General features: G+C 71.2%; 20 protein-coding genes. 13 read left to right on the forward strand and 7 right to left on the reverse strand.

Going from position 1 to position 21,338, the window contains the following annotated elements:
- Positions 1-10 precede the first annotated feature (10 nt).
- From AL2_RS18135 to AL2_RS18170, 8 genes are read left to right on the forward strand one after another with little or no spacing between them, the layout of a single operon-like run.
- On the forward strand, positions 11-838 hold the full coding sequence (locus AL2_RS18135) for an ABC transporter permease (protein WP_245666712.1): 828 nt from the start codon (positions 11-13) through the stop codon (positions 836-838).
- Positions 835-1,911, forward strand: coding sequence for an MlaD family protein (locus AL2_RS18140; protein WP_067635061.1), 1,077 nt, complete (start codon positions 835-837; stop codon positions 1,909-1,911). Before AL2_RS18135 ends, AL2_RS18140 begins: the two co-directional genes overlap by 4 nt.
- On the forward strand, positions 1,908-2,987 hold the full coding sequence (locus AL2_RS18145) for an MCE family protein (protein ID WP_245666714.1): 1,080 nt from the start codon (positions 1,908-1,910) through the stop codon (positions 2,985-2,987). The genes AL2_RS18140 and AL2_RS18145 overlap by 4 nt, the downstream gene beginning before the upstream one ends.
- Positions 2,987-4,009, forward strand: a complete 1,023-nt coding sequence (locus tag AL2_RS18150; RefSeq protein ID WP_067635063.1) for an MlaD family protein — start codon at positions 2,987-2,989, stop codon at positions 4,007-4,009. The genes AL2_RS18145 and AL2_RS18150 overlap by 1 nt, the downstream gene beginning before the upstream one ends.
- Positions 4,009-5,076, forward strand: coding sequence for an MCE family protein (locus AL2_RS18155; protein WP_067635064.1), 1,068 nt, complete (start codon positions 4,009-4,011; stop codon positions 5,074-5,076). Before AL2_RS18150 ends, AL2_RS18155 begins: the two co-directional genes overlap by 1 nt.
- Positions 5,076-6,131, forward strand: coding sequence for an MlaD family protein (locus AL2_RS18160; protein WP_067635065.1), 1,056 nt, complete (start codon positions 5,076-5,078; stop codon positions 6,129-6,131). Before AL2_RS18155 ends, AL2_RS18160 begins: the two co-directional genes overlap by 1 nt.
- On the forward strand, positions 6,131-7,429 hold the full coding sequence (locus AL2_RS18165) for an MCE family protein (protein ID WP_067635066.1): 1,299 nt from the start codon (positions 6,131-6,133) through the stop codon (positions 7,427-7,429). Before AL2_RS18160 ends, AL2_RS18165 begins: the two co-directional genes overlap by 1 nt.
- A gap of 50 nt (positions 7,430-7,479) precedes the next feature.
- Entirely contained in the window at positions 7,480-8,472 is a 993-nt protein-coding gene (locus AL2_RS18170) for a hypothetical protein (protein ID WP_067635067.1), read from the forward strand.
- 135 nt (positions 8,473-8,607) lie between these two features.
- On the opposite strand, the gene rpsD is transcribed toward AL2_RS18170, so the two are convergent.
- On the reverse strand, positions 8,608-9,213 hold the full coding sequence (gene rpsD / locus AL2_RS18175) for a 30S ribosomal protein S4 (RefSeq protein WP_067635068.1): 606 nt from the start codon (positions 9,211-9,213) through the stop codon (positions 8,608-8,610).
- Positions 9,214-9,705: 492 nt separating this feature from the next.
- Here rpsD and AL2_RS18180 point away from each other — a divergent pair, with 492 nt between their 5' ends.
- Positions 9,706-10,887, forward strand: coding sequence for a trans-sulfuration enzyme family protein (locus AL2_RS18180; RefSeq protein ID WP_067635069.1), 1,182 nt, complete (start codon positions 9,706-9,708; stop codon positions 10,885-10,887).
- Between the two features lie 34 nt (positions 10,888-10,921).
- On the opposite strand, the gene AL2_RS18185 is transcribed toward AL2_RS18180, so the two are convergent.
- A complete protein-coding gene (locus AL2_RS18185; protein ID WP_312032899.1) occupies positions 10,922-12,085 on the reverse strand; it encodes a DUF5925 domain-containing protein in 1,164 nt (387 codons plus the stop codon).
- Positions 12,086-12,127: 42 nt separating this feature from the next.
- Positions 12,128-12,916: a lysophospholipid acyltransferase family protein gene (locus AL2_RS18190; RefSeq protein WP_067635070.1), complete on the reverse strand. Its 789-nt coding sequence runs from the start codon at positions 12,914-12,916 to the stop codon at positions 12,128-12,130.
- A gap of 135 nt (positions 12,917-13,051) precedes the next feature.
- On the opposite strand from AL2_RS18190, the gene AL2_RS18195 reads away from it, so the two are divergent.
- Positions 13,052-13,909: a hypothetical protein gene (locus AL2_RS18195; RefSeq protein WP_067635071.1), complete on the forward strand. Its 858-nt coding sequence runs from the start codon at positions 13,052-13,054 to the stop codon at positions 13,907-13,909.
- A gap of 52 nt (positions 13,910-13,961) precedes the next feature.
- Here AL2_RS18195 and AL2_RS18200 read toward each other — a convergent pair whose 3' ends face one another.
- Complete coding sequence (locus tag AL2_RS18200) at positions 13,962-14,639, reverse strand: uracil-DNA glycosylase (RefSeq protein WP_067635072.1); 678 nt, start codon at positions 14,637-14,639, stop codon at positions 13,962-13,964.
- Positions 14,640-14,908: 269 nt separating this feature from the next.
- Between AL2_RS18200 and AL2_RS18205 the strand changes: the two genes are divergently transcribed.
- Complete coding sequence (locus AL2_RS18205) at positions 14,909-16,354, forward strand: WS/DGAT/MGAT family O-acyltransferase (protein WP_067635073.1); 1,446 nt, start codon at positions 14,909-14,911, stop codon at positions 16,352-16,354.
- Here the strand turns inward: AL2_RS18205 and AL2_RS18210 are convergent.
- Positions 16,341-17,336, reverse strand: a complete 996-nt coding sequence (locus AL2_RS18210; protein ID WP_067635074.1) for a hypothetical protein — start codon at positions 17,334-17,336, stop codon at positions 16,341-16,343. The two genes, AL2_RS18205 and AL2_RS18210, sit on opposite strands and share 14 nt — an antisense overlap.
- Positions 17,337-17,414: 78 nt before the next feature.
- On the reverse strand, positions 17,415-18,350 hold the full coding sequence (locus AL2_RS18215) for an NAD(P)/FAD-dependent oxidoreductase (protein WP_067635075.1): 936 nt from the start codon (positions 18,348-18,350) through the stop codon (positions 17,415-17,417).
- A gap of 64 nt (positions 18,351-18,414) precedes the next feature.
- Between AL2_RS18215 and AL2_RS18220 the strand changes: the two genes are divergently transcribed.
- Positions 18,415-18,987 (forward strand): helix-turn-helix domain-containing protein, encoded by a 573-nt coding sequence (locus tag AL2_RS18220; protein ID WP_067635076.1) that lies wholly within the window; start codon positions 18,415-18,417, stop codon positions 18,985-18,987.
- Between the two features lie 16 nt (positions 18,988-19,003).
- Positions 19,004-20,278, forward strand: a complete 1,275-nt coding sequence (locus AL2_RS18225; RefSeq protein WP_245666716.1) for an MFS transporter — start codon at positions 19,004-19,006, stop codon at positions 20,276-20,278.
- 1 nt (position 20,279) lies between these two features.
- On the opposite strand, the gene ddaH is transcribed toward AL2_RS18225, so the two are convergent.
- Positions 20,280-21,122, reverse strand: coding sequence for a dimethylargininase (gene ddaH, locus AL2_RS18230; protein WP_083946647.1), 843 nt, complete (start codon positions 21,120-21,122; stop codon positions 20,280-20,282).
- Between the last annotated feature and the right edge of the window lie 216 nt (positions 21,123-21,338).

A 21,338-nucleotide genomic window follows, 5' to 3' on the forward strand; every position in this document is an offset into this window, starting at 1 on the left:
CGTACGCAGAATGGGCCGGGCCTTCCGGGGCCGGACCGCCGGCCTCGCCGCCTCCGCCAACCTGCCGATCTTCCTCGGCCGGGTCCTCTACCACCTGTTCTTCGACATCATCCTGAAGCGCAAGTACGGCAAGACGCTGGCCAAGCAGGTCAGCGACATCACCGTCGGCGTGGGCGCGCTCGTCATCGGCGGCGGCATGATCTTCGTGATCGCGACGATGTCGCTCGCCACCGGCGCGATGGTCGGGCTGCAGGGCTACCCCGGGCTGGAGCGCATCGGCGCCGAGGCGTTCACCGGCCTGGTCGCGAGCTACTCCAACGTCCGCGAGGTCACCCCGATCATCGCCGGGGTGGCGCTGGTCGCGCAGGTCGGCACCGGGTTCACCGCCGAGATCGGCGCGATGCGGATCTCCGAGGAGATCGACGCGCTGGAGGTCATGGGCATCAACTCGCTGGCCTACCTGGTGTGCACCCGGGTCGCCGCCGGCGTCATCGCGCTCGTGCCGCTGTACCTCGTGTCGCTGTTCATGGCGTTCTTCGCCACCAGGTTCATCACGATCCAGTACTTCGGTCTTTCGCCCGGCATCTACGACTACTACTTTCACCTGTACCTGCCGCCGATCGACGTGTTCTACAGCGTCATCAAGGTCGCGGTGTTCGCCTTCATCATCATGTTCATCCACTGCTACCGCGGCTACTACGCGGCGGGCGGCCCGGTGGGCGTCGGTGTCGCCGCCGGACGCGCGATCCGGGAGTCGACCATCCTGATGATCCTCATGAACCTGGTCCTGTCCTACATCTTCTGGGGACACGGCAGCACAGTGAAGCTGACCGGATGAGCGAAGAGACACTCTCCCAGCGCTCCCGGACGATCTTCGGGCTGGTCGGCGCCGGCGTCATCGCGGCCGCGGCGGCGTTCGTCGCGATCGGCTCCACGCCGGACCACTCGGGCTCCACGTACTTCGACGCGACGTTCGGCCGCGCCGGGCAGGGTCTCGACCCGGGCAAGTCGGAGGTGAAGGTCCGCGGCATCTCCGTCGGCACCGTCGACGACCTCGAACTCGACCACCAGGGCCGCGTGAAGGTCCGGATCCGGGTCGACAAGGGCGTCAAGGTCGCCGACACGGCGGCCGCGACGGTCGAGCCGGTCTCGGTGTTCGGCCCGAAGGACATCAGCCTCGACCTCGGCGCGCACGAGCTGAGCGGCCCGTACCTGAAGGACGGCGGGACGATCGCGAAGACGAACGACCCCGAGGAGCTGTCCGACACCGCCTGGCCCGCCTACAACCTGACCAAGGCGATCAACCCCGACGACGTGGCGACCATCCTGCACACGTTCGGCTCGGGGCTGTCCGGGCAGGGGCAGGCGCTGCGCCGCACGATCGACAACGGCGCGATCGTCGTCGACGCGACGCACAAGGACCGCGCGGCGATCAACGCGCTGCTGAACGACATCAACGGGCTGTCGGGGACGTTCGCGTCCCGCGGCGACACCCTCGCCGGGTTCACCGGCGACTTCAACCGGCTCTCGCAGGCGATCAACGAGCGTCCCGACAAGGTCTCGCAGCTGCTGGACGAGTCGAGCCGGCTCGGCGACACGCTCGGCCGGAACCTGCAGCAGCACGGCCGCAACCTCGGGAACATCGTCGACGGCGGCGGCGACCTGGTGGCGGTGTTCGACAACCAGCGCCGCAACATCCCGGTGCTGCTGGACAGCCTGAACGGGTTCTTCAACCTGCTGGCGCAGATCATCCGCATCCCCGGCCCGGAGGGGACCGTGATCGCCCAGGCGCGCGACGACCTCCCGCTGGACATCTGCCAGATCTTCGTCGACGCCTGCACGAAGCCGCCGGCGAAGACGGCCTTCGAACTGCGGCTTCCGAAGCAGGGCAAGACCGGGGGGCGGCCGTGAGCCCGCGGATGCGCCGCAAGACGGCGCGCGGACCCGAGTACTCCACGGTGCTGAAGACGCTGGCGTTCGTGGCGTTGACGGGGCTGCTCACCTTCTACATCGGCCAGCAGATCCTCGGCACCAGCTTCAGCGACCGCTACCGGCTGAGCGCCACCTTCGACGACGTCACCGGCCTGCTGGAAGGCGACGACGTGAAGGTCGCCGGCACGCCCGTCGGCCAGGTCGACGACATCGAGGTGGTGCGCGGCAAAGCCGTCGTGAAGATGGCGGTCGACAAGGACGTCAGGCTCCCCTCCGACTCCACCGCCGCGATCCGCTGGCGCAACGTGATGGGGCAGCGGGTCGTCTACCTGGAGCCGGGGACGAGCCAGACCAAGCTGGGCAACGGCGACCGCGTCCCGCACACCCGGTCGGTCGTGGACCTCGGCGAGGTCGTGAACGCGCTCGGCCCGCTGACCCGCAACCTGGACCCGGACCAGCTCAACAAGATCCTCACCGCCTTCTCCCTGGCGCTGGACGGCAACGAGCAGAACATCTCGATGCTGACCGACAACCTGGACGCGCTGCTGCAGACGTTCGCGGCCCGCAAGAAGACGATCGTGGGGATGATCGACGACTACGAGACGGTGACCGGCGCGATCGCCACCCGCGACAAGCAGATCGCGGCGAGCGTCGACAACCTGGAGTCGCTCACCAAGGTCTTCGCGAACAACCGCAGGCTGCTGGAGAACGCGATCGTCGAGATCGGCGGCGTCACCACCAACCTCAACCAGGTGCTCGGCGGCAACGACGCGCAGCTCGCCCGCATCGTCGGCAACCTGGGCAAGTTCGCCGAGACGTTCCGGCTGAACGTCGCCCAGCTGGAGAAGATGGTGCAGCAGCTTCCGCTGACGCTGCGCCAGCTCTTCGCCTCCGCGAACGGCGGCCACTTCCTGCGCACGAACGCGCTGTGCCTGAACGTGATGCAGGGGCCGTGCCCGTTCCCGATGGAGCTGCCGAGGGCGCCGGGCACCGACGGGCCGTCCAAGAACGACCTCGTCAAGCTGAGGAAGATGCTGCAGGGAGGTGGCGGCTGATGGCGCTGAAGTCCCTGCGCGACGTCAACCACAAGATCGTCGCGATCGTCACGCTGACCGCGCTCGGCGCCACCTGCGTGTTCGCGTTCGCCGTCGGCCAGCTGCACCTGTTCGACCGCGGCTACACGATGAGCGGCGAGTTCAGCGATGCCGCCGGGCTGAAGAAGGGCCAGGACGTGCGGGTCGCCGGCGTGAAGTCGGGCCGCGTCACCTCGGTGGAACCCGACTTCGAGCACGGCAGGATCATCGTCACCTGGCACGTGAACGCCGGGATCGACCTCGGGCCGAAGACCCGGGCGGAGATCCAGACGACGACGCTGCTCGGCGGCCGGTACCTGCGGCTCTCCGGCCCGGTGTCCAAGCCGTACCTGGCGGACGTCCCGGAGTCGAGGCGGCGGATCCCGCTGGCGCGCACCAGCGTCCCCTTCACCGTCCCGGAGGCGCTGGAGGGCGCGCAGAACATCGTCGGCCGGCTCGACGAGAAGAGCATCGACAAGCTCCTCACCGAGATCAACAAGATCAAGTCGCCGGGCGCGCAGAAGCTGAACCGGATCCTGGTCAACATCCAGGACCTGTCGCGGATGCTCAACGACTCCTACCCGCAGATCCAGCGGCTGATCGAGAGCAGCAAGACGATCACCGGCACGCTCGCGAGCAAGGACGATCAGCTCCGCGAGATCATCAACTCCAGCCAGGTGCTGCTGCAGACGCTGGTGCGGCGCCGCAACGAGCTGGCCGCGACGATCGGGCAGGGCAACCGCACCGTCCAGACGCTGTCCAACGTGATCTCCAAGAACCAGCGGCAGCTCGACACGCTGCTGAGCAACCTGCACCTGCTGACCACCCGGCTCGCGCCCAACATGGACGCGCTGAACACCAACTTCTCGCTGCTCGGGCCCACGTTCCAGCAGGTCGCCAACCTCAAGGGCAACGGCCCCTGGATCGAGGGCGTGCTCACCGGGCTCGGCCCGCTGCAGCCGCCCGGCCCGATCTCCACCCGGCGCGGCCAGGGAGGCAACTGATGGGGCGCGTCATCGTGGGGGGACGACCCACCACACCCCCAGGCAAGGCCCGTGTGAAGGGAATCGCCATCGCCCTGGGCCTGGCCCTGACGGCGTCGCTGGGCGGCTGCTCGCTGGCTCCGTCCGCGAGCGAGCGCACGATGGTCGTCTACGTGCCGAAGGCCCGCTCCTTCTACCCGGAGTCGAAGGTCAAGGTGATGGGCGCCGACGTGGGCCTCGTCGACAAGGTCGAGAATCAGGGCGACAAGGTCAAGGTCACGTTCCACCTGCGCGGCGACGTTCCGCTGCCGCAGGGGGTGCAGGCGTCGATCGTCCCGCTGAACCTGATCGGCGAGCGGAACCTGGTCCTGCATCCGGCGTGGAAGCCGGGGGAGCCGAAGGAGACCGCGGACGTCATCCCGATCGAGCGCACCCACGTGCCGGTCGAGGTGGACGACGCGCTCAGCTCCTTCACCAACCTCGCGAACGCGCTCGATCCGACCAAGATGCAGTCCGCGCTCGGCACCGCGGCCGACACGGTGAGGGGCAACGGCAAGGAGTTCAACGCCACCCTCGAACAGAGCGCCCGCCTCATCGAGAACGTCGCCGGGCAGGACCAGGAACTGATCGAGGTCGCGCGGAACCTCGACCGGCTCGCCGGGGTGGTGCGCGGACGCGAGCAGGTCCTCGGCTCGATGATCCGGGACTTCGGCGAGGCGAGCCGGGTGCTCAGCTCCGAGCGCGGCGAACTGCAGCAGCTGATCAGCGGCATCCTCGAACTGGCGAAGAACGGCGACAAGCTGATCCAGAAGTACAAGGGCAACCTGCCCTACGACCTGGCGGTCCTCACCAGGGCCGCGCTGGTCCTCAAGGGCAACGCCAAGGAGGTCGCGCAGCTGCTGCACGTGCTTCCCGGCATCGGTGACGCCCTCATCGGCGGCTACAACCCGAAGAACAAGTCGCTGCAGATCCGGTTCGCGACGGACGCGTTCCTGCGGACGTGGCTGAAGGGCCTGATGAACACCGACGAAGTCGGCTGCCCGCTTCCGAAGCCGAACTCCAACTGCCCCTGGGACGGAGGCAACTGATGGGCAGGAGATTCCTCCTCGTCATCGTGGCCGCGGTCCTCGCGGTCTCGGGTTGCTCCTACAAGACGGCGGGCGCGCCGAAGGGCGACCTCACGCTGACCGCCACGTTCGACGACGCGCAGGGCCTCGTCGCCGGGCACAGCGTGCAGATGTCCGACATCACGATCGGCACCGTCACCAAGGTCGAGCTGGTCGGCTACAAGGCGAAGGCGACGCTGTCCATCGAGGACGACGTCAAGATCCCTAAGGGCACCAGGGCCGAGATCAAGGTGACGTCGCTGCTCGGTGAGAACTACGTCGACCTGCGGCTGCCGCCCGGCGCGAGCATGGACCGCGGTCCCTTCCTCGCCTCCGGCGCCGCGATCACCGACACCAGCGTCCAGCCCGCGTTCGAGGAGGTCGTCGGGCAGGCCGGGCCGCTGATCCAGGCGCTCGCGGGCGACGACGTGGCGACCGTCGTCGACGCCGGCGCCACCGCGCTGGACGGCAACGGGCAGAAGCTCAACAAGACGATCGCCCAGGCGAGCGACCTGGTGAAGCTGTTCGCCGCGCAGCGCGTCGAGCTGGGCGAGTCCGTCGACCGGTTCGCGAAGCTGGGCCGGTCGCTGGCCAAGGGCGGCGACGCGCTGAGCGAGGCCCCCGGGCAGCTCGAACGCACCACCCGGATGCTGAACGACGACAAAGAGAAGATCATCAAGACCGTCGACCGGCTCACCCGGATGGCGCACGAGCTGAACGACAAGGTCCTGGAGGGACGCATCCGCCGGTTCCGGCAGCTGCTGAACGACCTCGACCCCGTCCTGCAGCAGCTCGGCAGCAACCGCAAGCGGCTCACCGCGGTGGTGGACGGCATCGTGGCCTTCTCGTACAAGATCCCGCTGGCCAGCTACGACGGCCAGCTGCTGCTCTACCCGATCCTCCGCATCACCTGGCCGGACGGGCGACCGATCTTCCCCGGGCTCAGCGAGAAGCCGAAGAAGACCGCCTCGACCAAGATTCCGAAGCAGCTCGACGACGCACTGCCGGACCTTGAGAAGATCCTGGGAGGGCGTTGATGACCAGGCGGCTGACGATCAACCTGGTGGCCTTCGGCGTCCTCGCCGCGGTCATGGTGGTGTGGGCGTTCAACAACGTCGTCCGGTTCGACTTCATCGACCGGCCGTACCACATCACGGTGGAGTTCGAGTCCTCGCCCGGCCTGCACCCGAACTTCGAGGTCGACTACCTCGGGCTGCGGATCGGCAAGATCGACTCGGTGAAGCTGAAGAAGGACAAGGTCATCGTCCGGCTGGACATCGAACGGGACGTGAAGATCCCGAAGGGTGTCACCGCCGCCGCGGCCCGCAAGTCCGCGGTCGGCGAGCCGGTCGTCGAGCTGACCCCGGGTGCCGGGCAGGCGGACGCGCCGCCGATGAAGCCCGGCGCCGTCATCCCGGTGTCGCAGACCTCGGTCCCGCCCAAGTACGGCGACCTGTTCGGCGCGGTCATCGACTCGCTGAAGGCGATCAACCCCGACGACGCCAAGGTGCTCACGCACGAGCTGGCCGCGGGCTGGTCGGGACGCGAGGACTCGCTCCGGCAGATCATCAACGGCGGCGACGACCTGACCAAGACGTTCGCGGAGAACACCGAGCTCCTCGACGGGCTGACCAAGGACCTTGGCCGGATCACCTACGTGCTCAACCGGAACCGCGGGTCGCTCGGCGCCGGCATCGACAACCTCGCCGCGCTGACCGCGGCGCTCAGCCAGGTCCGCGGCCAGATCGCCGAGCTGCGCGACCGGGGCCCCGACCTGCTCGCCACGGTCAACGGCCTGCTCGACCAGACCGAGTCCGACTTCGGGTGCACCGTCGACAAGCTCGGCAACTGGGGCGTCGGGAAGTACAACCCCGGCTACCTGAGGGACCTGAACAAGACGCTGGCGCGGGCTCCGCAGCTGAAGACGGTCCTCGACAACGTGATCGGGATCGACCAGGGCAAGCCCGTCCTGAACGTCGTCTTCCAGGTCACCTTGAACACGCCGGCGACGCTGGAGTACAAGTACCCGCTGCCGCAGCCGAAGGTGAACAAGGTCCCGACCTGCCCCGGCGGGCGGATGCCGGCGGTGACCAAGCAGAAGCCCTACAAGGCCGAGAACCCGGGCGAGACGATCCCGACGCACGATCCGGCGCTCGACCGGCAGGTGCAGGCCAGGAACGCCGCGAACAACGGCGACGACTCTTCTGGCGGGCCGCCGGTTTGGCTAGTGTACGTTCCCCCGGTCATCGCCCTGCTGGTGCTGATCAGGGTCCTGATGGGCTCGGTGCCCGTGGTGTCGCGCCTCGGCCGGCTGCGCCGGCGCAAGGAGGACTGAGCCGGCCGCGCCGGCGCAAGGACTGACTCAACCCCCGAGGAGCTACCGAAGTGACAGCCAAGACCGGCAAGGACCAGGTCGACGAGGTCGAGGCGGTCCCGGCCGAGGAGCAGGCGGAGACCCAGGCGGAGGCCGGGGAGGCCGAGGCGACGCCGGCGCGCCCCGCCGCCAAGCGCAAGCGCCGCGTGCGGGTCATCGAGGTCATCGACGACGAGGACCTGGACGAGGTGCTTGAGGCCCTCGACGCCGGGGACGACGACGCCGCGGCGGTCGAGGAGGAGGTCGCGGAGGCGCCCCCGGCCCGTCCGGCCAAGTCCGCCGCCAAGCCGGTTGCGAAGGCCGCGCCGAAGGCCGCTCCGAAGGCCCGCCCGACCCGCCTCGAACCTCCGGAGGAGGCCGAGGAGGCGCCGGGCCGCTCAGGCGGCGCCCCGGCGGGGTCACGGCCGGGCCTGTTCGGGCTGCCCCTCGTTCCGACGGTGGTGTTCGTGGTGCTCGTCGCGCTGCTGGCGAGCCTTGCGGTCTGGAAGTGGACGAGCGCGAGCTCCCTGTCGTCCGAGCAGAACGAGCGCGAGGCCATCGGCAAGGTCGTCTCCGCCTACGGCGACATCGCCTACAACTACAACGCGACGAACTACGAGACGCAGACCGGCAAGGCTCTGAAGCTGATGGCCGGCGACATGCAGGAGGACTACAAGAAGAACACGGTGCCCACCCTGGCCGGCGCCTTCCAGGCCGACTCCCAGGTGGCGCTGACCTCCAAGACCAACCAGGTGTTCGTCGGCAGCGTCAACGGCAGGTTCGCCACGGCGGTGCTCATGATGGACATGGCGCTGAAGACCAAGGACGGCGCGATCAACCAGCCGGCGACGCTGCTGCGGCTGTCGCTGAGCAAGATCGACGGTGCCTGGAAGATCACCCAGCAGTACCCGTCCGGCGTCAACGACCAGAACAAGAACCAGCAGCAGGGCGGGCTGCCGGGCGTCCCGAGCGGCGGCGCGTCGACGTCGCCGAAGCCGGCGACGAGCGAGAAGCCGAAGAACTGACGACCGGCCGCGCCCCGCACGGAAGCGTGCGGGGCGCCCGCACGTCATGCCCGCCGCGAGCGGGAGGAGGGCAGGCGGGGCGGCCGACCGCGCCGCGTCCCGTGAGGAGCTCGGCGACCTGCCTGGGCAGTACGGCTAGCGCGAGTAGTGCTCGACGACCAGCTGCTCGTCGCAGATGACGGGGATCTCCGTGCGTTCGGGGAGCCTGGTGAGCCGCGCGGCGAGGGCGTCGTGCCGGACGTCCAGATAGGGCGGGACGTTCTCCGCGTGCCCGCCGGCGGCGGCGATCTGGAAGGCGTCCATGCGGTGGCTGCGCTCGGCGATCGTGATGACGTCGCCGGGCCGCAGCCGGTAGGACGGGCGGTCGACGCGGCGGCCGTTCACGAGGACGTGCCGGTGCACGACGAACTGCCGCGCCTGGTAGATGGTGCGGGCGAACCCCGCGCGCAGGACCAGCGCGTCCAGCCGGCATTCCAGGTCGGCGAGGAGCGCGTCGCCGGTCTTGACGCCGGCCTTGGCGGCCTTGGCGAAGGCGTTGCGGAGCTGCGCCTCGCGGATGTTGTACTGGGCCCGCAGCCGCTGCTTCTCCCGCAGCCGGACCTTGTAGTCGGTCTCCTGCTTGCGGGCGCGCCCGTGCATGCCTGGCGGGTAGGGGCGCGCCTCGAAGTACTTCACGCTCTTCGGCGTCAGCGGGATCCCGAGGGCCCGCGACAACCGCACTTTCGGACGAGGGTTGTTCATCACTCTCCTTGGTGATTAGGTACACCTAAGTTAGGCAAGCCTAATCTTTACGTCAAGGAGCCGGGGTTCGCACCGCGGCGAACCGGGTGCGCCGCCGCGTAAGTGATCTCCACGGTCACCGGCGCGGCCGCAGGCGGCCGTTCGCCCGCCGGGACCGGGGCTGACCCGTAAGTACGTACTCCCCGCACCTGGACGCGCGGCCGGATTTGGCGGTGATCTCCCGGATGGCGCGGAGGGGGTCAGCCGGGTCATGCTCAGGACTCCGGCCGAGGGACGCCGAAAACGGCACCTTTGTCCGGGACGATCCCGATCGCCGGCCGGCCCTCGCGGGGTGGGCAGGCCGGCGACGGGTACCGTACCGGCCAGGGGCGCGGGCGCCCCCCGGCCGGGCCGGTGGTCCGGCGCCGCGAAGCACGACACGGGGGGCGTGGTCCGGGCCACTGGTCGCAATTGGCCGTTCCGGGTCCCGGCATCGCGCCGCAGGCTGGAGACATGACCGGACACCACCCGCAGACCCGCGCCGTCCACCCGCCGGTGATCGTTCCCGAGGGCAGCCGGCCGATGGCCGTCCCGATCTACCAGGGGCACCTGTTCGCCTTCGACGCCGCCGACGACCTGGCCGCCGCCTTCTCCGGCCCCGACGAGGCGTTCTTCTACGCCCGCATGGGCAACCCGACCGTCCGCTCGCTGGAGCGGGCCGTCACCGAACTCGAAGGCGGCGCCGGGGCGCTCGCCACCGCGTCCGGCATGGGCGCCATCAACGCGGTGCTGATGGGCCTCCTCCGCGGCGGCGACCACGTCATCGCGCAGACCGCCCTCTACGGCGGCACCTACGCGCTCCTCAACGACCTCGCCGACCGCTGGGGGGTCGACGTCACCTTCATCGCGGGCGACGACCCGGCCGAGGTGCGCGACGCCCTGCGCCCCACCACCCGCATCCTCTACCTGGAGACGGTCGCCAACCCGACGACCCACGTCACGGACCTGCCCGCCCTCACCGCCGCCGTCCGCGGCAGGGACGTGCTGACCGTCGTCGACAACACCTTCGCGCCGCTCCTCTGCAAGCCCATCGAGCACGGCGTCGACATCGTCGTCCACTCGACGACCAAGTATCTCAGCGGGCACGGGGACGTCATCGGCGGCGTCGCCGTCTTCGCCGACCCGGACGTCCACCACCGCGTCTGGCACCACGCCCTCGACCTCGGCTGCAGCGCCGACGCGTTCGCCGCCTGGCTGACCGTGCGCGGCCTCGCCACGATGCCGATGCGCGTGGCCCGGCAGAGCGCCTCGGCCCTCGACCTGGCCCGCCGCCTCGCCGGGCACCCGTCCGTCACCCGCGTCCACTACCCGGGCCTGCCGGATCACCCGCAGCACGAGGTCGCCCGCCGCCTCCTCCCGGACGGCGCCGGCGGCGTCCTCGCCTTCGAGCTGGCCGGCGGCCGGGACGCGGGCCGGGTCTTCTCCGAGGCGGTCGAGCTGATCTCCCTCGGCCCGTCCCTGGGCAACATCGCCACCCTGGTGATGCACCCGGCGAGCACGTCCCACCGGCAGATGGACGCCGCGTCCCTGGCCGCCGCGGGCATAGCCGAGGGCCTCGTCCGCCTCTCGGTCGGTCTGGAGCACCCCGACGACCTCTGGGCCGACATAGCCCAGGCCGTGGCGAAGGCGACCTGACCCGGCCGCCCGCATGCGCGCGGCCGGGCGCCGCTCAGAGGTAGAAGCCGGTCGCCGCGGTCGGCGCGGCCTGGTTCTCGGGACGCTTCTCGCCCTTGCGGAGGGCGGCCAGCTCGGCGAGGGTGGCGCCGTCGGGGGTGATCTCCGCGGGTGCGACGCCGGTGCCGTCCAGCCAGGTCAGCGCCTCGGCGCGGCTGAGGCGGCCCACCTCGATCTGGGCCAGGCAGCGGCCGGGGCGGACGACGGCCGGGTGCAGCGTGGCGAGGTCCTCGTTGGTGGTGATGGCCACGAGGACGTCCCGGCCCTGGCCGAGCATCCCGTCGGTGAGGTTGAGCAGGCGGGACAGGCCCTGGCCCGTCGACTGCTTGGCCTCGCCGCGGATCAGCTCGTCGCAGTCCTCCAGGATCAGCAGCCGCCAGCGGCGGTTCTCGTCCTCGTCGTCGCCGACCGCCACCTCCATGAGGTAGCTGGGCGTGCCGAACAGGGACTCCGGGTCGAGGACGCAGTCGGCCTGGCACCAGCCGTTCCAGGCGCGGGCGAGGGCGCGCAGCGCGGTGGTCTTGCCGGTGCCGGGCGGGCCGTGCAGGAGCAGCAGCCGGCCCGCGACCTCGTCGCGGGTGAGACCCATCACCTCGTCGAGCGCCGCGGCGACCGGCGCGGTGTAGTTGCGCCGGATGTCGTCCCAGGAGTCGGCCGTGATCGCGCGCTCGCTGCGGACGGGGCCGTGCGACCCCATGTGCCAGAAGCCCATCTCGACGCTGGTCTCGTCGGTCTTCGGCGGCTCGGTCGCGTCCCGCACCGACGCTTCGAGGATCGCCTCGGCCAGCTCGTCGGTGACGGCGGACACCGCGAGGTAGGCGACGCCGCTCTTCCAGCGGTTCGTCAGCAGCGTCCAGCCGTCGCCCTCGGCGAGCACCGACTCCTTGCCCTTCTCGTGCGCGACCCGCACGAGGCGGGCGCCGTCCGGGCGCAGCGGCGCGTCGGCCTTGACGTGCTCCAGCCGCGTCGACCGCGACCAGGGCTGCTCGCCGGACGCGAACGGGCGCAGCGACAGGACGTCCATCACGTCGGCGGGCGAGTTGTTGTCGGACAGGTTGAAGACCACGGGCAGCGCTGCTTCGGCCCCGGGGTCGGTGATGTTCTCCAGGGGCTCGATCAGATGCAGAACCTCCTGCGGCCTCTCCTGCGACATGGTCATGCCAAGAATGATCACGCGGTGCGCCGGGCGGCGTCCAGCGAATTACGCGCCGCCGGACTCCCTGGCCTCGCGGGCCGCCTCGCGGGCCGCCTTGCGGGCCTCGGCCTCCTCCAGGTCGAGCTTCTCCGCCTCTTCGGGGGTCGGCGCCGTGCCGCCGAGGTAGGCGGGCTGCCACCAGGTCTCGTCCGAGCGCGGGACGTCGGGGTACTCGCGCTGCGCCTTCTCCAGGAGCTCCGCCATGCGCGCGCGGAGTTCCTGGGTGACGGCCTCGTAGTCGTCGCCGCGCTTGGGGTACATCGGCTCGCCGACGAGGATCGTCACCGGGACGTTGCGCTGCAGCAGCCGCCGCTTGCGGCCCTTCGTCCACATCCGCTGCGGGCCCCAGAGCGCGACCGGGACCAGCGGCACCTTGGCCGCGACCGCCATCCGCACCGCGCCGCTCTTGATGCCCTTCACCGTGAACGACCGGCTGATCGTCGCCTCCGCGAACACCCCGACGATCTCGCCGCTCTTCAGCGCCTTCAGCGCGGCGGCGTAGGACGAGGCGCCCGCGTTCCGGTCGACCGGGATGTGGTGCATCCCGCGCATGAGCGGCCCGGCGATCCGGTTGTCGAAGATCTCCTTCTTCGCCATGAACCGCACCAGCCGCTTGCCGGGGTGGGCGGCGAGGCCGGCGAAGATGAAGTCGAGGTAGCTCACGTGGTTGCTGACGAGCACCGCTCCGCCGGTACTGGGGATGTGGTCGGTCCCCTCCAGACGGAACTTGATGTTCAGGGCCTTGAACACACCGACGGCCGTCTTGATCACCGGTGGGTACACGAGTTCGCGCATGTAGGCACCGTACTTGAGCCGCTCATGATCAGCGAGTGTGCGGCGGGGATCGCGATGGATCACACAACGGGCCCGAACTCTGAGAAGGTTGGATAGTGACGTGATCCGCCGACGGCTGAGGGAGGATGAGCTTTGATGGAACCGTTGGACGCGGCGGCGGACGTGCACGCGCTCATCCGCGACGTGCTGCCCGCCCTGGCGCCCAGCGCCTGGTTCGACCCGGGCACGTCCGAGGTGGTGCTGCCCGTCGGCCGGTCCGAGGCGCGCGCCTCCAGCTGGACGGTGCTGGAGCGGTGCGCCCGCGAGCCGCGCTCAGTATGGCCCCAGGTGGTGGACGAGTGGGTCCGCGAGGTCGGCGACCGCGCGTTCCTCGCGATCGGTGAGATGGAGCTGTTCGGCGACGTCCGGGAACTGCTGCGGCTGCGCATCGTGCCCAAGCTCGCGCCCCACGACCGGGAGGGCCTCGTCGTCGTCCCCGCCGGCGACCACTTCGACGCGATGGTGATGATCGAGCATCCGCGGTACGGCGGACCGCTCACCAAGGCCCGTGCGGGGCTCCTCGGCCTGCACAAGCTCGGCTATGTGATGACGAACACCCACGACCGGGAGCTGGCGGACGTCTCCGTCCACGACCAGCCGCTCCTGCCGGGACGTGACGTCCGCGTGGTGAACAAGCCCGGCAGCCGGTACGTGTCGGCGCTGCTCAGCGAGGTCGACCAGTTCCTTCCGTGGCCGAACGAGCACGGCGCCCTGGTCGGCGTCCCGTGCCACAGCACGCTGCTGCTGTATCCGATCATGTCCACGGCCGTCCGGGACGTGCTGCCGGTGTTCGCGGACGTGACGCGCGAGATGTACGACCTCGCCGACGACCCGTGCGCGCCCGGCGTCTACTGGAGCCACGGCGAGCGCCGGCTGACCCCGCTCCCCGCCGACGCCCCCACGGAGGGCACCGGCGAGTTCGCCACCCTCCTGCGCCACCTCCCCGAAGAGTAGACCTCAGCCCACTGCGTCGCTGACGGGGGTTCCAGGGGGTCGCCCCCGGGGGCTAGGGGAGCTTCCAGTCGACCGGGCTCGCGCCCTGCTGTTCGAGGAGCTGGTTGGCCCGGGAGAACGGGCGGGAGCCGAAGAAGCCGCGGTCGGCCGAGTAGGGGCTCGGGTGCGGGGACTCGATGCAGGGGACGCCGCCGAGCATCGGCTTGAGGTTGCGGGCGTCCCGTCCCCACAGGATGGCGACGAGGGGGCGGCCGCGTGCGGCGAGGGCGCGGATGGCCTGCTCGGTCACCTCTTCCCAGCCCTTGCCCCGGTGCGAGCCGGAGTTGCCGGGCATGACGGTCAGCGACCTGTTGAGCAGGCAGACGCCCTGTTCCGTCCACGGGGTGAGGTCGCCGTTGGACGGCTCGGGGTGGCCGAGGTCGCTGCAGTACTCGCGGAAGATGTTGATGAGGCTCGCGGGCAGCGGCCGGACGTCGGGGGCGACGGAGAAGCTGAGGCCGACCGGGTGCCCCGGCGTCGGGTAGGGGTCCTGGCCGACGATGAGGACGCGGACGTCGTCGAACGGCTGGGTGAACGCGCGCAGGATGTGGTTCCCGGCGGGCAGGTAGCGGCGGCCGGCGGCGACCTCGGCGCGCAGCCAGTCGCCCGCGGCGGCGATCGTCCCGGCGACCGGCTGCAGCGCGGTGGCCCACCCCGCTTCGACGATCTCCGCGAGTGGTCGTGCGGTCATGGCGCACCACCCTAGTCCGGTGATCACCCCGCTCGCCGGTAACCGCCGAGTTTCGCTCGGCCGCCCCTTTGTGAAGTGTTTTGTCCGGCAGCGGCCGGGGCCGGTGAAAATCTTGTCCAGCCGCCCCCCAAAACGTCGCATGAACTGGGTGAAACACCCCGTTAAATCCCTGTTGCTTCCTTCCGGCCCGCGTTGACCTGGCGCCGCCGAGCGCATACCTCCTAGAGAGGCAGGGCAGGCGACAAAGGACGAGCGGACGGGACGAGAGCATGAGCCAGCTGACCACCGTGGACGCCACCTTCCTCCACGCCGAGACCGACACCACCCATGCCCATATCGCCGGGCTGGGCATCGTCGACGCCGGGTCGTGCCCCGGCGGCCGGCTCACCGTCCCGCTCGTCGCCGAGCTGATCCGCGACCGCGCGCACCTCGCGGCCCGCCCGCTGCGGCGGCGGCTCGTCCAGGTGCCGCTCGGCCTGGACAACCCCTACTGGGAGGACGATCCGGACTTCGCGCCCGAACGGCACATCACCGAGATCGGGCTCCCCGCGCCCGGCACCGAACGGCAGCTCGCCGACATCGTCGGGATGCTGCACGAGCAGCCGCTCGACCGCACCCGGCCGCTCTGGGAGCTGGTCCTGATCCAGGGCCTCCAAGGCGGGCTGACCGCCGTCTACGTGAAGGTGCACCACGCCGCCGTCGACGGCGTGATGGCCGCCGAGACGCTCGCCGCGCTGCTCGACCTGACCCCCGAGTCCCGCGACGTCCCGGCCGACGAGGCCCCGCCCGCCCATGCCCCCGGCGTGCTCGACATGGTCGGCACCGGGCTGCTGCGGGCGGCGCTGCATCCCGTCCTGTCGGCCGTGTCGATGGTGCGCACCGCCCCCTACCTGGACGAGGTGCCCGGCCTCTCGTCCATCCCCGGGGTGGGGCTCGTGTCGTCGGCCGTGCAGGGCGCGCTGAACCGGCCGCCCACGCCGCGGGCGCCCCGGGTGAGCGCCCCGCCGACCCCGTTCAACCGGCCGATCGGGCGCCGCCGCTCGGTCGCCTGCGGGGAACTGCCGCTCGCCGAGATCAAGGAGATCAGGCGGGGCCTCGGCGGCAGCGTGAACGACGTCGTCATGGCGCTGTGCGCGACGGCGCTGCGGCAGTGGCTCGACAAGCGCGGCGACCTGCCGGACCGCCCGCTGGTCGCGGCCGTCCCCGTGTCGCTGCGGCGCGGCGGGGCGGTGGCCGAGCCGGGCAACCAGCTCTCGATCATGACGGCGCCGCTGGCCACGCACGTCCCGGACCCGGCCGAGCGGTACACCGCCGTCCGCGCCGACATGGACCTCGCGAAGCGCCGCTTCACCCGCTCGTCGGGCGCCTGGGTGCGGGACATGAGCGGCCTGCTGCCCGCGCCGCTCGCCGCCGCCGCCACCCGGCTCGCGCTGCGGGCCGCGCCGGCGCTGTCGCTGCGCCCGGTCAACCTGATGATCTCGAACGTCCCCGGCCCGCAGATCCCGCTGTACCTGTGCGGGGCGAAGGTGCTCGCCTACTACCCGATCTCCGTCGTGACGGACGTGAGCGGCGGCCTGAACATCACCGTCTTCTCCTACAACGGGAAGGTGCACGTCGGCATCGTCGCGTGCCGCGACCTCGTCCCCGACCCGTCCGAGCTCGTGGACCACCTCGTGGACGCGCTGGACGAGCTGAAGGCGCTCAGCCGCGAGTGAGGCCGAGCGCCTCCCGGTGCCGCCAGGCGAGCGCCGCCGCGGCGGCGCCGGCCGGCTGCATCGGCCGCGGGACGGTCCCGTCGAACGGCGCCATCGACACCGTGCCCTCCTCGTTGACGGCGACCAGGCCGCCGAAGAGGTCGCCGAACAGGTCGTCGTCGATGACGACGGCCGTGAGCAGATCGAGCGCGAACGTCAGCGGGTCGACGCCGAGCCCGAGGAAGTGCGCCCGCAGGCGGCCTTCCGCGCGGGCGGCGGTCATCGCCCGGTGGAAGGCCCATTCCTCCTGGACGAAGCCGTCGCCGTAGTCCTCGTCCGTCCCGAGGAACTCCTCGGCGTACTCGCGCACCATGCACTGCCACAGGTCGGGTGCTTCATCGCGGAGCGGCTGGAAGACCCCGACCGGCATCACCTGGTGGAGCCCGCCGGCATGCGCGACCTTCGCCGGGTCGCGCCAGTGCAGGACGTACAGGCCGGACGTCGTCACGGTCACCGTCGTGACCGCGCACAGGGCGGGCCGGCGGGCGAGGTCGCACGGGTCGCCGATGCGGGTGCGCAGCGGCAGTCCGTCCGTCCCGGCCGCCAGCTCGTGCGCGACGGACTCGCCGACGTTCACGCCGTCGAAGTAGCGCGCGGGCCCGAGGCGCAGGGCGGGCGGCCGGGCTTCGAGGAGCCGGTAGGACGGACGGTCCTCGAAGACCTTCGGCGGCGCGAGCGCGGCCATGGCCTCGGCATATGTCCGGTACCCGCCGGGCAGCCCGTCCGGCGGATCGGCGACGGCGGGCGGGGCCGGCCGGTCGTCCCATTCCAGCCGGATGTCGCCCAGCGGGACCGGCATGCCGGGAATCCAGTCGTCTCGGCAGAGCAGCGGCGTCCCCGCGACGCGCGGCACGCCCGGGTAGAGCCCGCTCGCGACCTCGCCGAGCCGCGCTCGGGCGCCGTTCAGCGCCGCCCGCCCCGCGCCCCACTCCCGCTCATCCATCGCCCCACCCTCCCACCCGACGTTGAGCTGCGGCATGTTGCTGTTTTCCGGCCGGTGATAACAACAACATGCCGCAGATCAACGGGGGCTCTGGGCGGCGGCGAGCTTGTCCCGCACGTCGGCCTCGATGAGGTCGGCGTTGACCATCGCGGCGGCCATGGAGCCGGCCGAGGCCGCCATGATGACCTGGCCGGCGGGGAAGGCGACGTTGCCCGCCGCCCACACGCCGGGGACGCTGGTCCGTCCGGTCTCGTCCACCTTCACGAAGCCGTCGTCGCCGAACTCGCAGCCGAGGTCGGTCAGCGGGCCGTCCTTGGCGACCCATGTCGGAGCCACGAAGACGGCGTCGCAGGGGAGGACGGAGCCGTCCGCCAGCTCGAACCCGGTGACGCGGTCGTTCTCGACGACGAGGCGCCGCGCCTCGCCTTCCACGACGCGGACGCCGCGCGCGTCCAGGCGGGCCGCGTCGTCGCCGGCGGGGGCCTTCGCCGCGAGGAACGTCACGTCCGGCGACCACTGCCGCAGCAGCGACGCCTGGTGGACGGAGTTCGGCGATGTGGCCGGCACGACGATCCGCTGGTCGCGGACCTCCCAGCCGTGGCAGTACGGGCACATCTGCACCTCGCGGCCCCAGCGGTCCTGGAGGCCCGGAATGTCCGGCAGGACGTCGGTCACCCCGGTGGTGACCAGCAGCCGGCGCCCGCGCAGGGTGCTCCCGTCGGCGAGGGTGACGGTGAAGCCCGCGGCGACGTCGCCGGCGGCGTGCTCGACCGTTCCGGAGACGATCTCGCCGCCGTAGCCGCGCACCTCGGTGCGGCCGGTCTCCAGCAGCAGGGCGGGCGGCATGCCGTCCCGCGTGAGGAACCCCTGCATGTGCTCGGCCGTCGCGTTGCGGGGCTCGCCGGCGTCCACCACGGTGACGCCGCGGCGGGCCCGGGACAGGACGAGCGCGGCGCTCAGCCCGGCCGGCCCGCCCCCGATGATCAGTACGTCTCGTTCGCTGTTGTCAGCCATGCCGCGAGGATGCGCGACGACCCGTCAGATTGACAAACTTGTTTGCCGATCCTGCAATAGAGCCATGGAGACGACCGAGGACGTCCTCGCCGAAGTCGGGCCCAGGCTCAGGCGGCTCCGGCAGGAACGCGAGATCACGCTGGCCGCGCTCGCCGAGGCCACCGGCATCTCGGTGAGCACGCTGTCGCGGCTGGAGTCGGGCAAGCGGCGGCCGAGCCTGGAGCTGCTGCTGCCGCTCGCGCAGGCCCACGGGGTCCCGCTGGACGAACTGGTCGGCGCCCCGTCCGTCGGCGACCCGCGGATCAGGCCGCGCCCGCAGAAGATGGGCGACCTGATCGTGCTGCCGCTGACCAGGCGGCCGGGCGGGCTGCAGGCGTTCAAGATGATCGTCCCGGAGCGGGTGCCCGACCCCGAGCCGCGCACCCACGAGGGCTACGAGTGGCTGTACGTCCTGAACGGGCGGCTGCGGCTGCACCTCGCCGGCCGCGACCTGGTCCTGGAGCCGGGGGAGGCCGCCGAGTTCGACACCCACCTGCCGCACTGGTTCGGCGCCGCCGCCGGGACGGCCGAGGTGCTCACCCTGTTCGGGCCGCAGGGGGAGCGGATGCACCTGCGAGCCAGACCCCGACAGAAGTGACATAAGTTGGTTATCCGTGCAGACCGCCCAACCTCCCCAGGAATGCCCGGATCGCCGGAAGGCCGCCCCCGCCGCGTGGGCGATCTGGGGCGTCGGCGTCCTCGCGTACGCGGTCGCGGTCCTGCACCGGACGTCGTTCGGCGTCGTCGGGCTGGACGCCGTCCACCGGTTCGACGCGTCCGCCGGGATCCTCGCGTCCTTCACCGTCCTGCAGTTGCTCGTCTACGCGGGCCTGCAGATCCCCGTCGGCCTGCTGCTCGACCGCGTCGGCCCGCGCCGGATGGTCGCGGGCGGCGCGCTGCTCATGGCCGGCGGGCAGGCGCTCATGGCCGTGTCCACCGACATCGGGACGGCCGTCGCCGCCCGCGTGATGGTCGGCGCCGGCGACGCGATGACGTTCATCAGCGTCCTCGGCATCGTCGCGACCTGGTTCCCCGGGCGGTACGTCCCGGTCGTGACCCAGCTCACCGGGCAGCTCGGGCAACTCGGCCAGGTGCTCAGCGCGATCCCGCTCGTCGCGCTGCTGCACGGCCCCGGCTGGGGCACGGCGTTCGGGTCGGCGGCGGCGCTCGGCGTCCTCATGGCGGTGCTGTCGATCGCCGTGCTGCGGGACGGGCCGGGCCGCGCCGACGTCCCCACCCTGCGCGAGACGGGCACGAACCTCGTCGAGGCCTGGCGCCACCCCGGGACGCGCCTCGGCCTCTGGTCGCACTTCGTGACGCAGTTCTCGTCCAACACGTTCGCGCTGATGTGGGGCTACCCGTACCTGGTGTCGGGGCAGGGCATGAATCCGGCCGCCGCGTCCACGCTGCTGACGCTGTTCGTGCTGGTCAACGTCGTGTCCGGCCCGTTCATCGGACGGCTCGTCGCCCGCTACCCGCTGCGCCGGTCGTGGCTCGTCCTCGGCATCGTCGGGATGAACGTGGCGGCCTGGGCGGCGGTCCTCGCCTGGCCGCCGCCCGCCCCCGCCTGGCTGCTGGTGCTGCTCGTGCTGTGCGTCGCGCCCGGCGGCCCCGGCTCGATGATCGGCTTCGACTACGCCCGGACGTTCAACCCGCCCGGCCGGCAGGGCACCGCCACCGGCATCGTCAACGTGGGCGGCTTCATCGCCTCCCTCGTCACGATCCTGCTGATCGGGCTCGTCCTGGACGCCCTGTCGCCGGCCGGCGAGTTCACGCCCGAGGCGTTCCGGGCCGCGTGGACCGTCCAGATCGGGATCTGGGCGATCGGCGTCACGGGCGTCCTGCGGACCCGCGCCCTCGCCCGCCGCCACATCGGCCTCCGCCGCTAGCTCAGGCGCGCAGCTCCAGCGTGCAGCACTTCGGCCCGCCACCCGCCTTGCGCAACTCGGACAGATTCACCGGAACCGGCTCGTACCCATGGCTCCGCAGCGTCGCGATCAGCCCGGCCGCCTCCGCGTTGACGACGACGTTGCGCCCGTCGCACACGGCGTTGAGGCCCAGCACCGCTGCGTCCTCCTCGGTCGCGAGGACGGCGTCCGGGAAGAGCCGCTCCAGCACCGCCCGGCTGCCCGCCGAGAACGCGCCCGGGAAGTAGGCGATGTTCCCGCCCCCGAGGGGGAACAGCGCCGTGTCCAGGTGGTAGAAGCGCGGGTCGACGAGCCGGAGCGTCACCACGGGACGTCCGAGGAACTCCTGCGCCTCCTGGTGGGCGGCGAGATCCGTCCGGAACCCCGTCCCGGCGAGGATCACGTGGTCGAGCGTGAGGAAGTCCCCCTCGCCCTCGTTGGTGTGCTGGGCGTCCAGCACCTCGGAGAACCCGTTCTCGCTGAGCCACCGGGCGTACGCGGGCCCCTCCGCGTGCCGCTCGGGGTGCGTGAACTTCGCCCCGTACACCCGCCCGCCGACGACCAGCGCCCCGTTGGCCGCGAACACCATGTCGGGCAGCCCCTCGATCGGATCGATGAGGCTCACCTCGTGCCCGAGGGCCAGATACGCGTCCCGCAGCGCCTCCCACTGCGCGACGGCCCGCCCGGCATCGGCCCCGGCCGACGGGTCCATCCAGGGGTTGATGGCGTAGGTGACGGCGAAGTGATCGGGACGGCACATCAGGTAGCGCCGCCGCAGCGCGCTCCGCTCGACGGTGCTCGGCTCCATTGCCGGCATGACGGTCATACGTGTCTCCAGGGACATCCGAGAAGGGGGATCGACTGATCGAAAGCCTAGGAACGAAGCCGCCGCAATCCAATGCGCCAACCTTGCTCCGACCTGGCACTTCGTTGCGTGTTTCCGCCACGGACACCCTGTTCATTGCGCCGCCCCGCACGGGTCCGCCGCGCGCCGCTCAGCGCCCTGGCGACCCATGGCCCGAGCAGCACCCGCACCCCTTCG

Origin of the sequence: Actinomadura latina NBRC 106108 (genome assembly GCF_001552195.1) — a bacterium.
Classification (GTDB): Bacteria; Actinomycetota; Actinomycetes; order Streptosporangiales; family Streptosporangiaceae; genus Spirillospora; species Spirillospora latina.

What these genes read in the sequence shown, in the direction of transcription:
- AL2_RS18135 (WP_245666712.1), top strand. Translation starts at nt 11, where the DNA reads ATGGGCCGGGCCTTCCGGGGCCGGACCGCCGGCCTCGCCGCCTCCGCC.
- AL2_RS18140 (WP_067635061.1), top strand. Translation starts at nt 835, where the DNA reads ATGAGCGAAGAGACACTCTCCCAGCGCTCCCGGACGATCTTCGGGCTG.
- AL2_RS18150 (WP_067635063.1), top strand. Translation starts at nt 2,987, where the DNA reads ATGGCGCTGAAGTCCCTGCGCGACGTCAACCACAAGATCGTCGCGATC.
- AL2_RS18155 (WP_067635064.1), top strand. Translation starts at nt 4,009, where the DNA reads ATGGGGCGCGTCATCGTGGGGGGACGACCCACCACACCCCCAGGCAAG.
- AL2_RS18160 (WP_067635065.1), top strand. Translation starts at nt 5,076, where the DNA reads ATGGGCAGGAGATTCCTCCTCGTCATCGTGGCCGCGGTCCTCGCGGTC.
- AL2_RS18165 (WP_067635066.1), top strand. Translation starts at nt 6,131, where the DNA reads ATGACCAGGCGGCTGACGATCAACCTGGTGGCCTTCGGCGTCCTCGCC.
- rpsD (WP_067635068.1), bottom strand. Translation starts at nt 9,213, where the DNA reads ATGAACAACCCTCGTCCGAAAGTGCGGTTGTCGCGGGCCCTCGGGATC.
- AL2_RS18180 (WP_067635069.1), top strand. Translation starts at nt 9,706, where the DNA reads ATGACCGGACACCACCCGCAGACCCGCGCCGTCCACCCGCCGGTGATC.
- AL2_RS18185 (WP_312032899.1), bottom strand. Translation starts at nt 12,085, where the DNA reads ATGACCATGTCGCAGGAGAGGCCGCAGGAGGTTCTGCATCTGATCGAG.
- AL2_RS18190 (WP_067635070.1), bottom strand. Translation starts at nt 12,916, where the DNA reads ATGCGCGAACTCGTGTACCCACCGGTGATCAAGACGGCCGTCGGTGTG.
- AL2_RS18195 (WP_067635071.1), top strand. Translation starts at nt 13,052, where the DNA reads ATGGAACCGTTGGACGCGGCGGCGGACGTGCACGCGCTCATCCGCGAC.
- AL2_RS18200 (WP_067635072.1), bottom strand. Translation starts at nt 14,639, where the DNA reads ATGACCGCACGACCACTCGCGGAGATCGTCGAAGCGGGGTGGGCCACC.
- AL2_RS18205 (WP_067635073.1), top strand. Translation starts at nt 14,909, where the DNA reads ATGAGCCAGCTGACCACCGTGGACGCCACCTTCCTCCACGCCGAGACC.
- AL2_RS18210 (WP_067635074.1), bottom strand. Translation starts at nt 17,336, where the DNA reads ATGGATGAGCGGGAGTGGGGCGCGGGGCGGGCGGCGCTGAACGGCGCC.
- AL2_RS18215 (WP_067635075.1), bottom strand. Translation starts at nt 18,350, where the DNA reads ATGGCTGACAACAGCGAACGAGACGTACTGATCATCGGGGGCGGGCCG.
- AL2_RS18220 (WP_067635076.1), top strand. Translation starts at nt 18,415, where the DNA reads ATGGAGACGACCGAGGACGTCCTCGCCGAAGTCGGGCCCAGGCTCAGG.
- ddaH (WP_083946647.1), bottom strand. Translation starts at nt 21,122, where the DNA reads ATGACCGTCATGCCGGCAATGGAGCCGAGCACCGTCGAGCGGAGCGCG.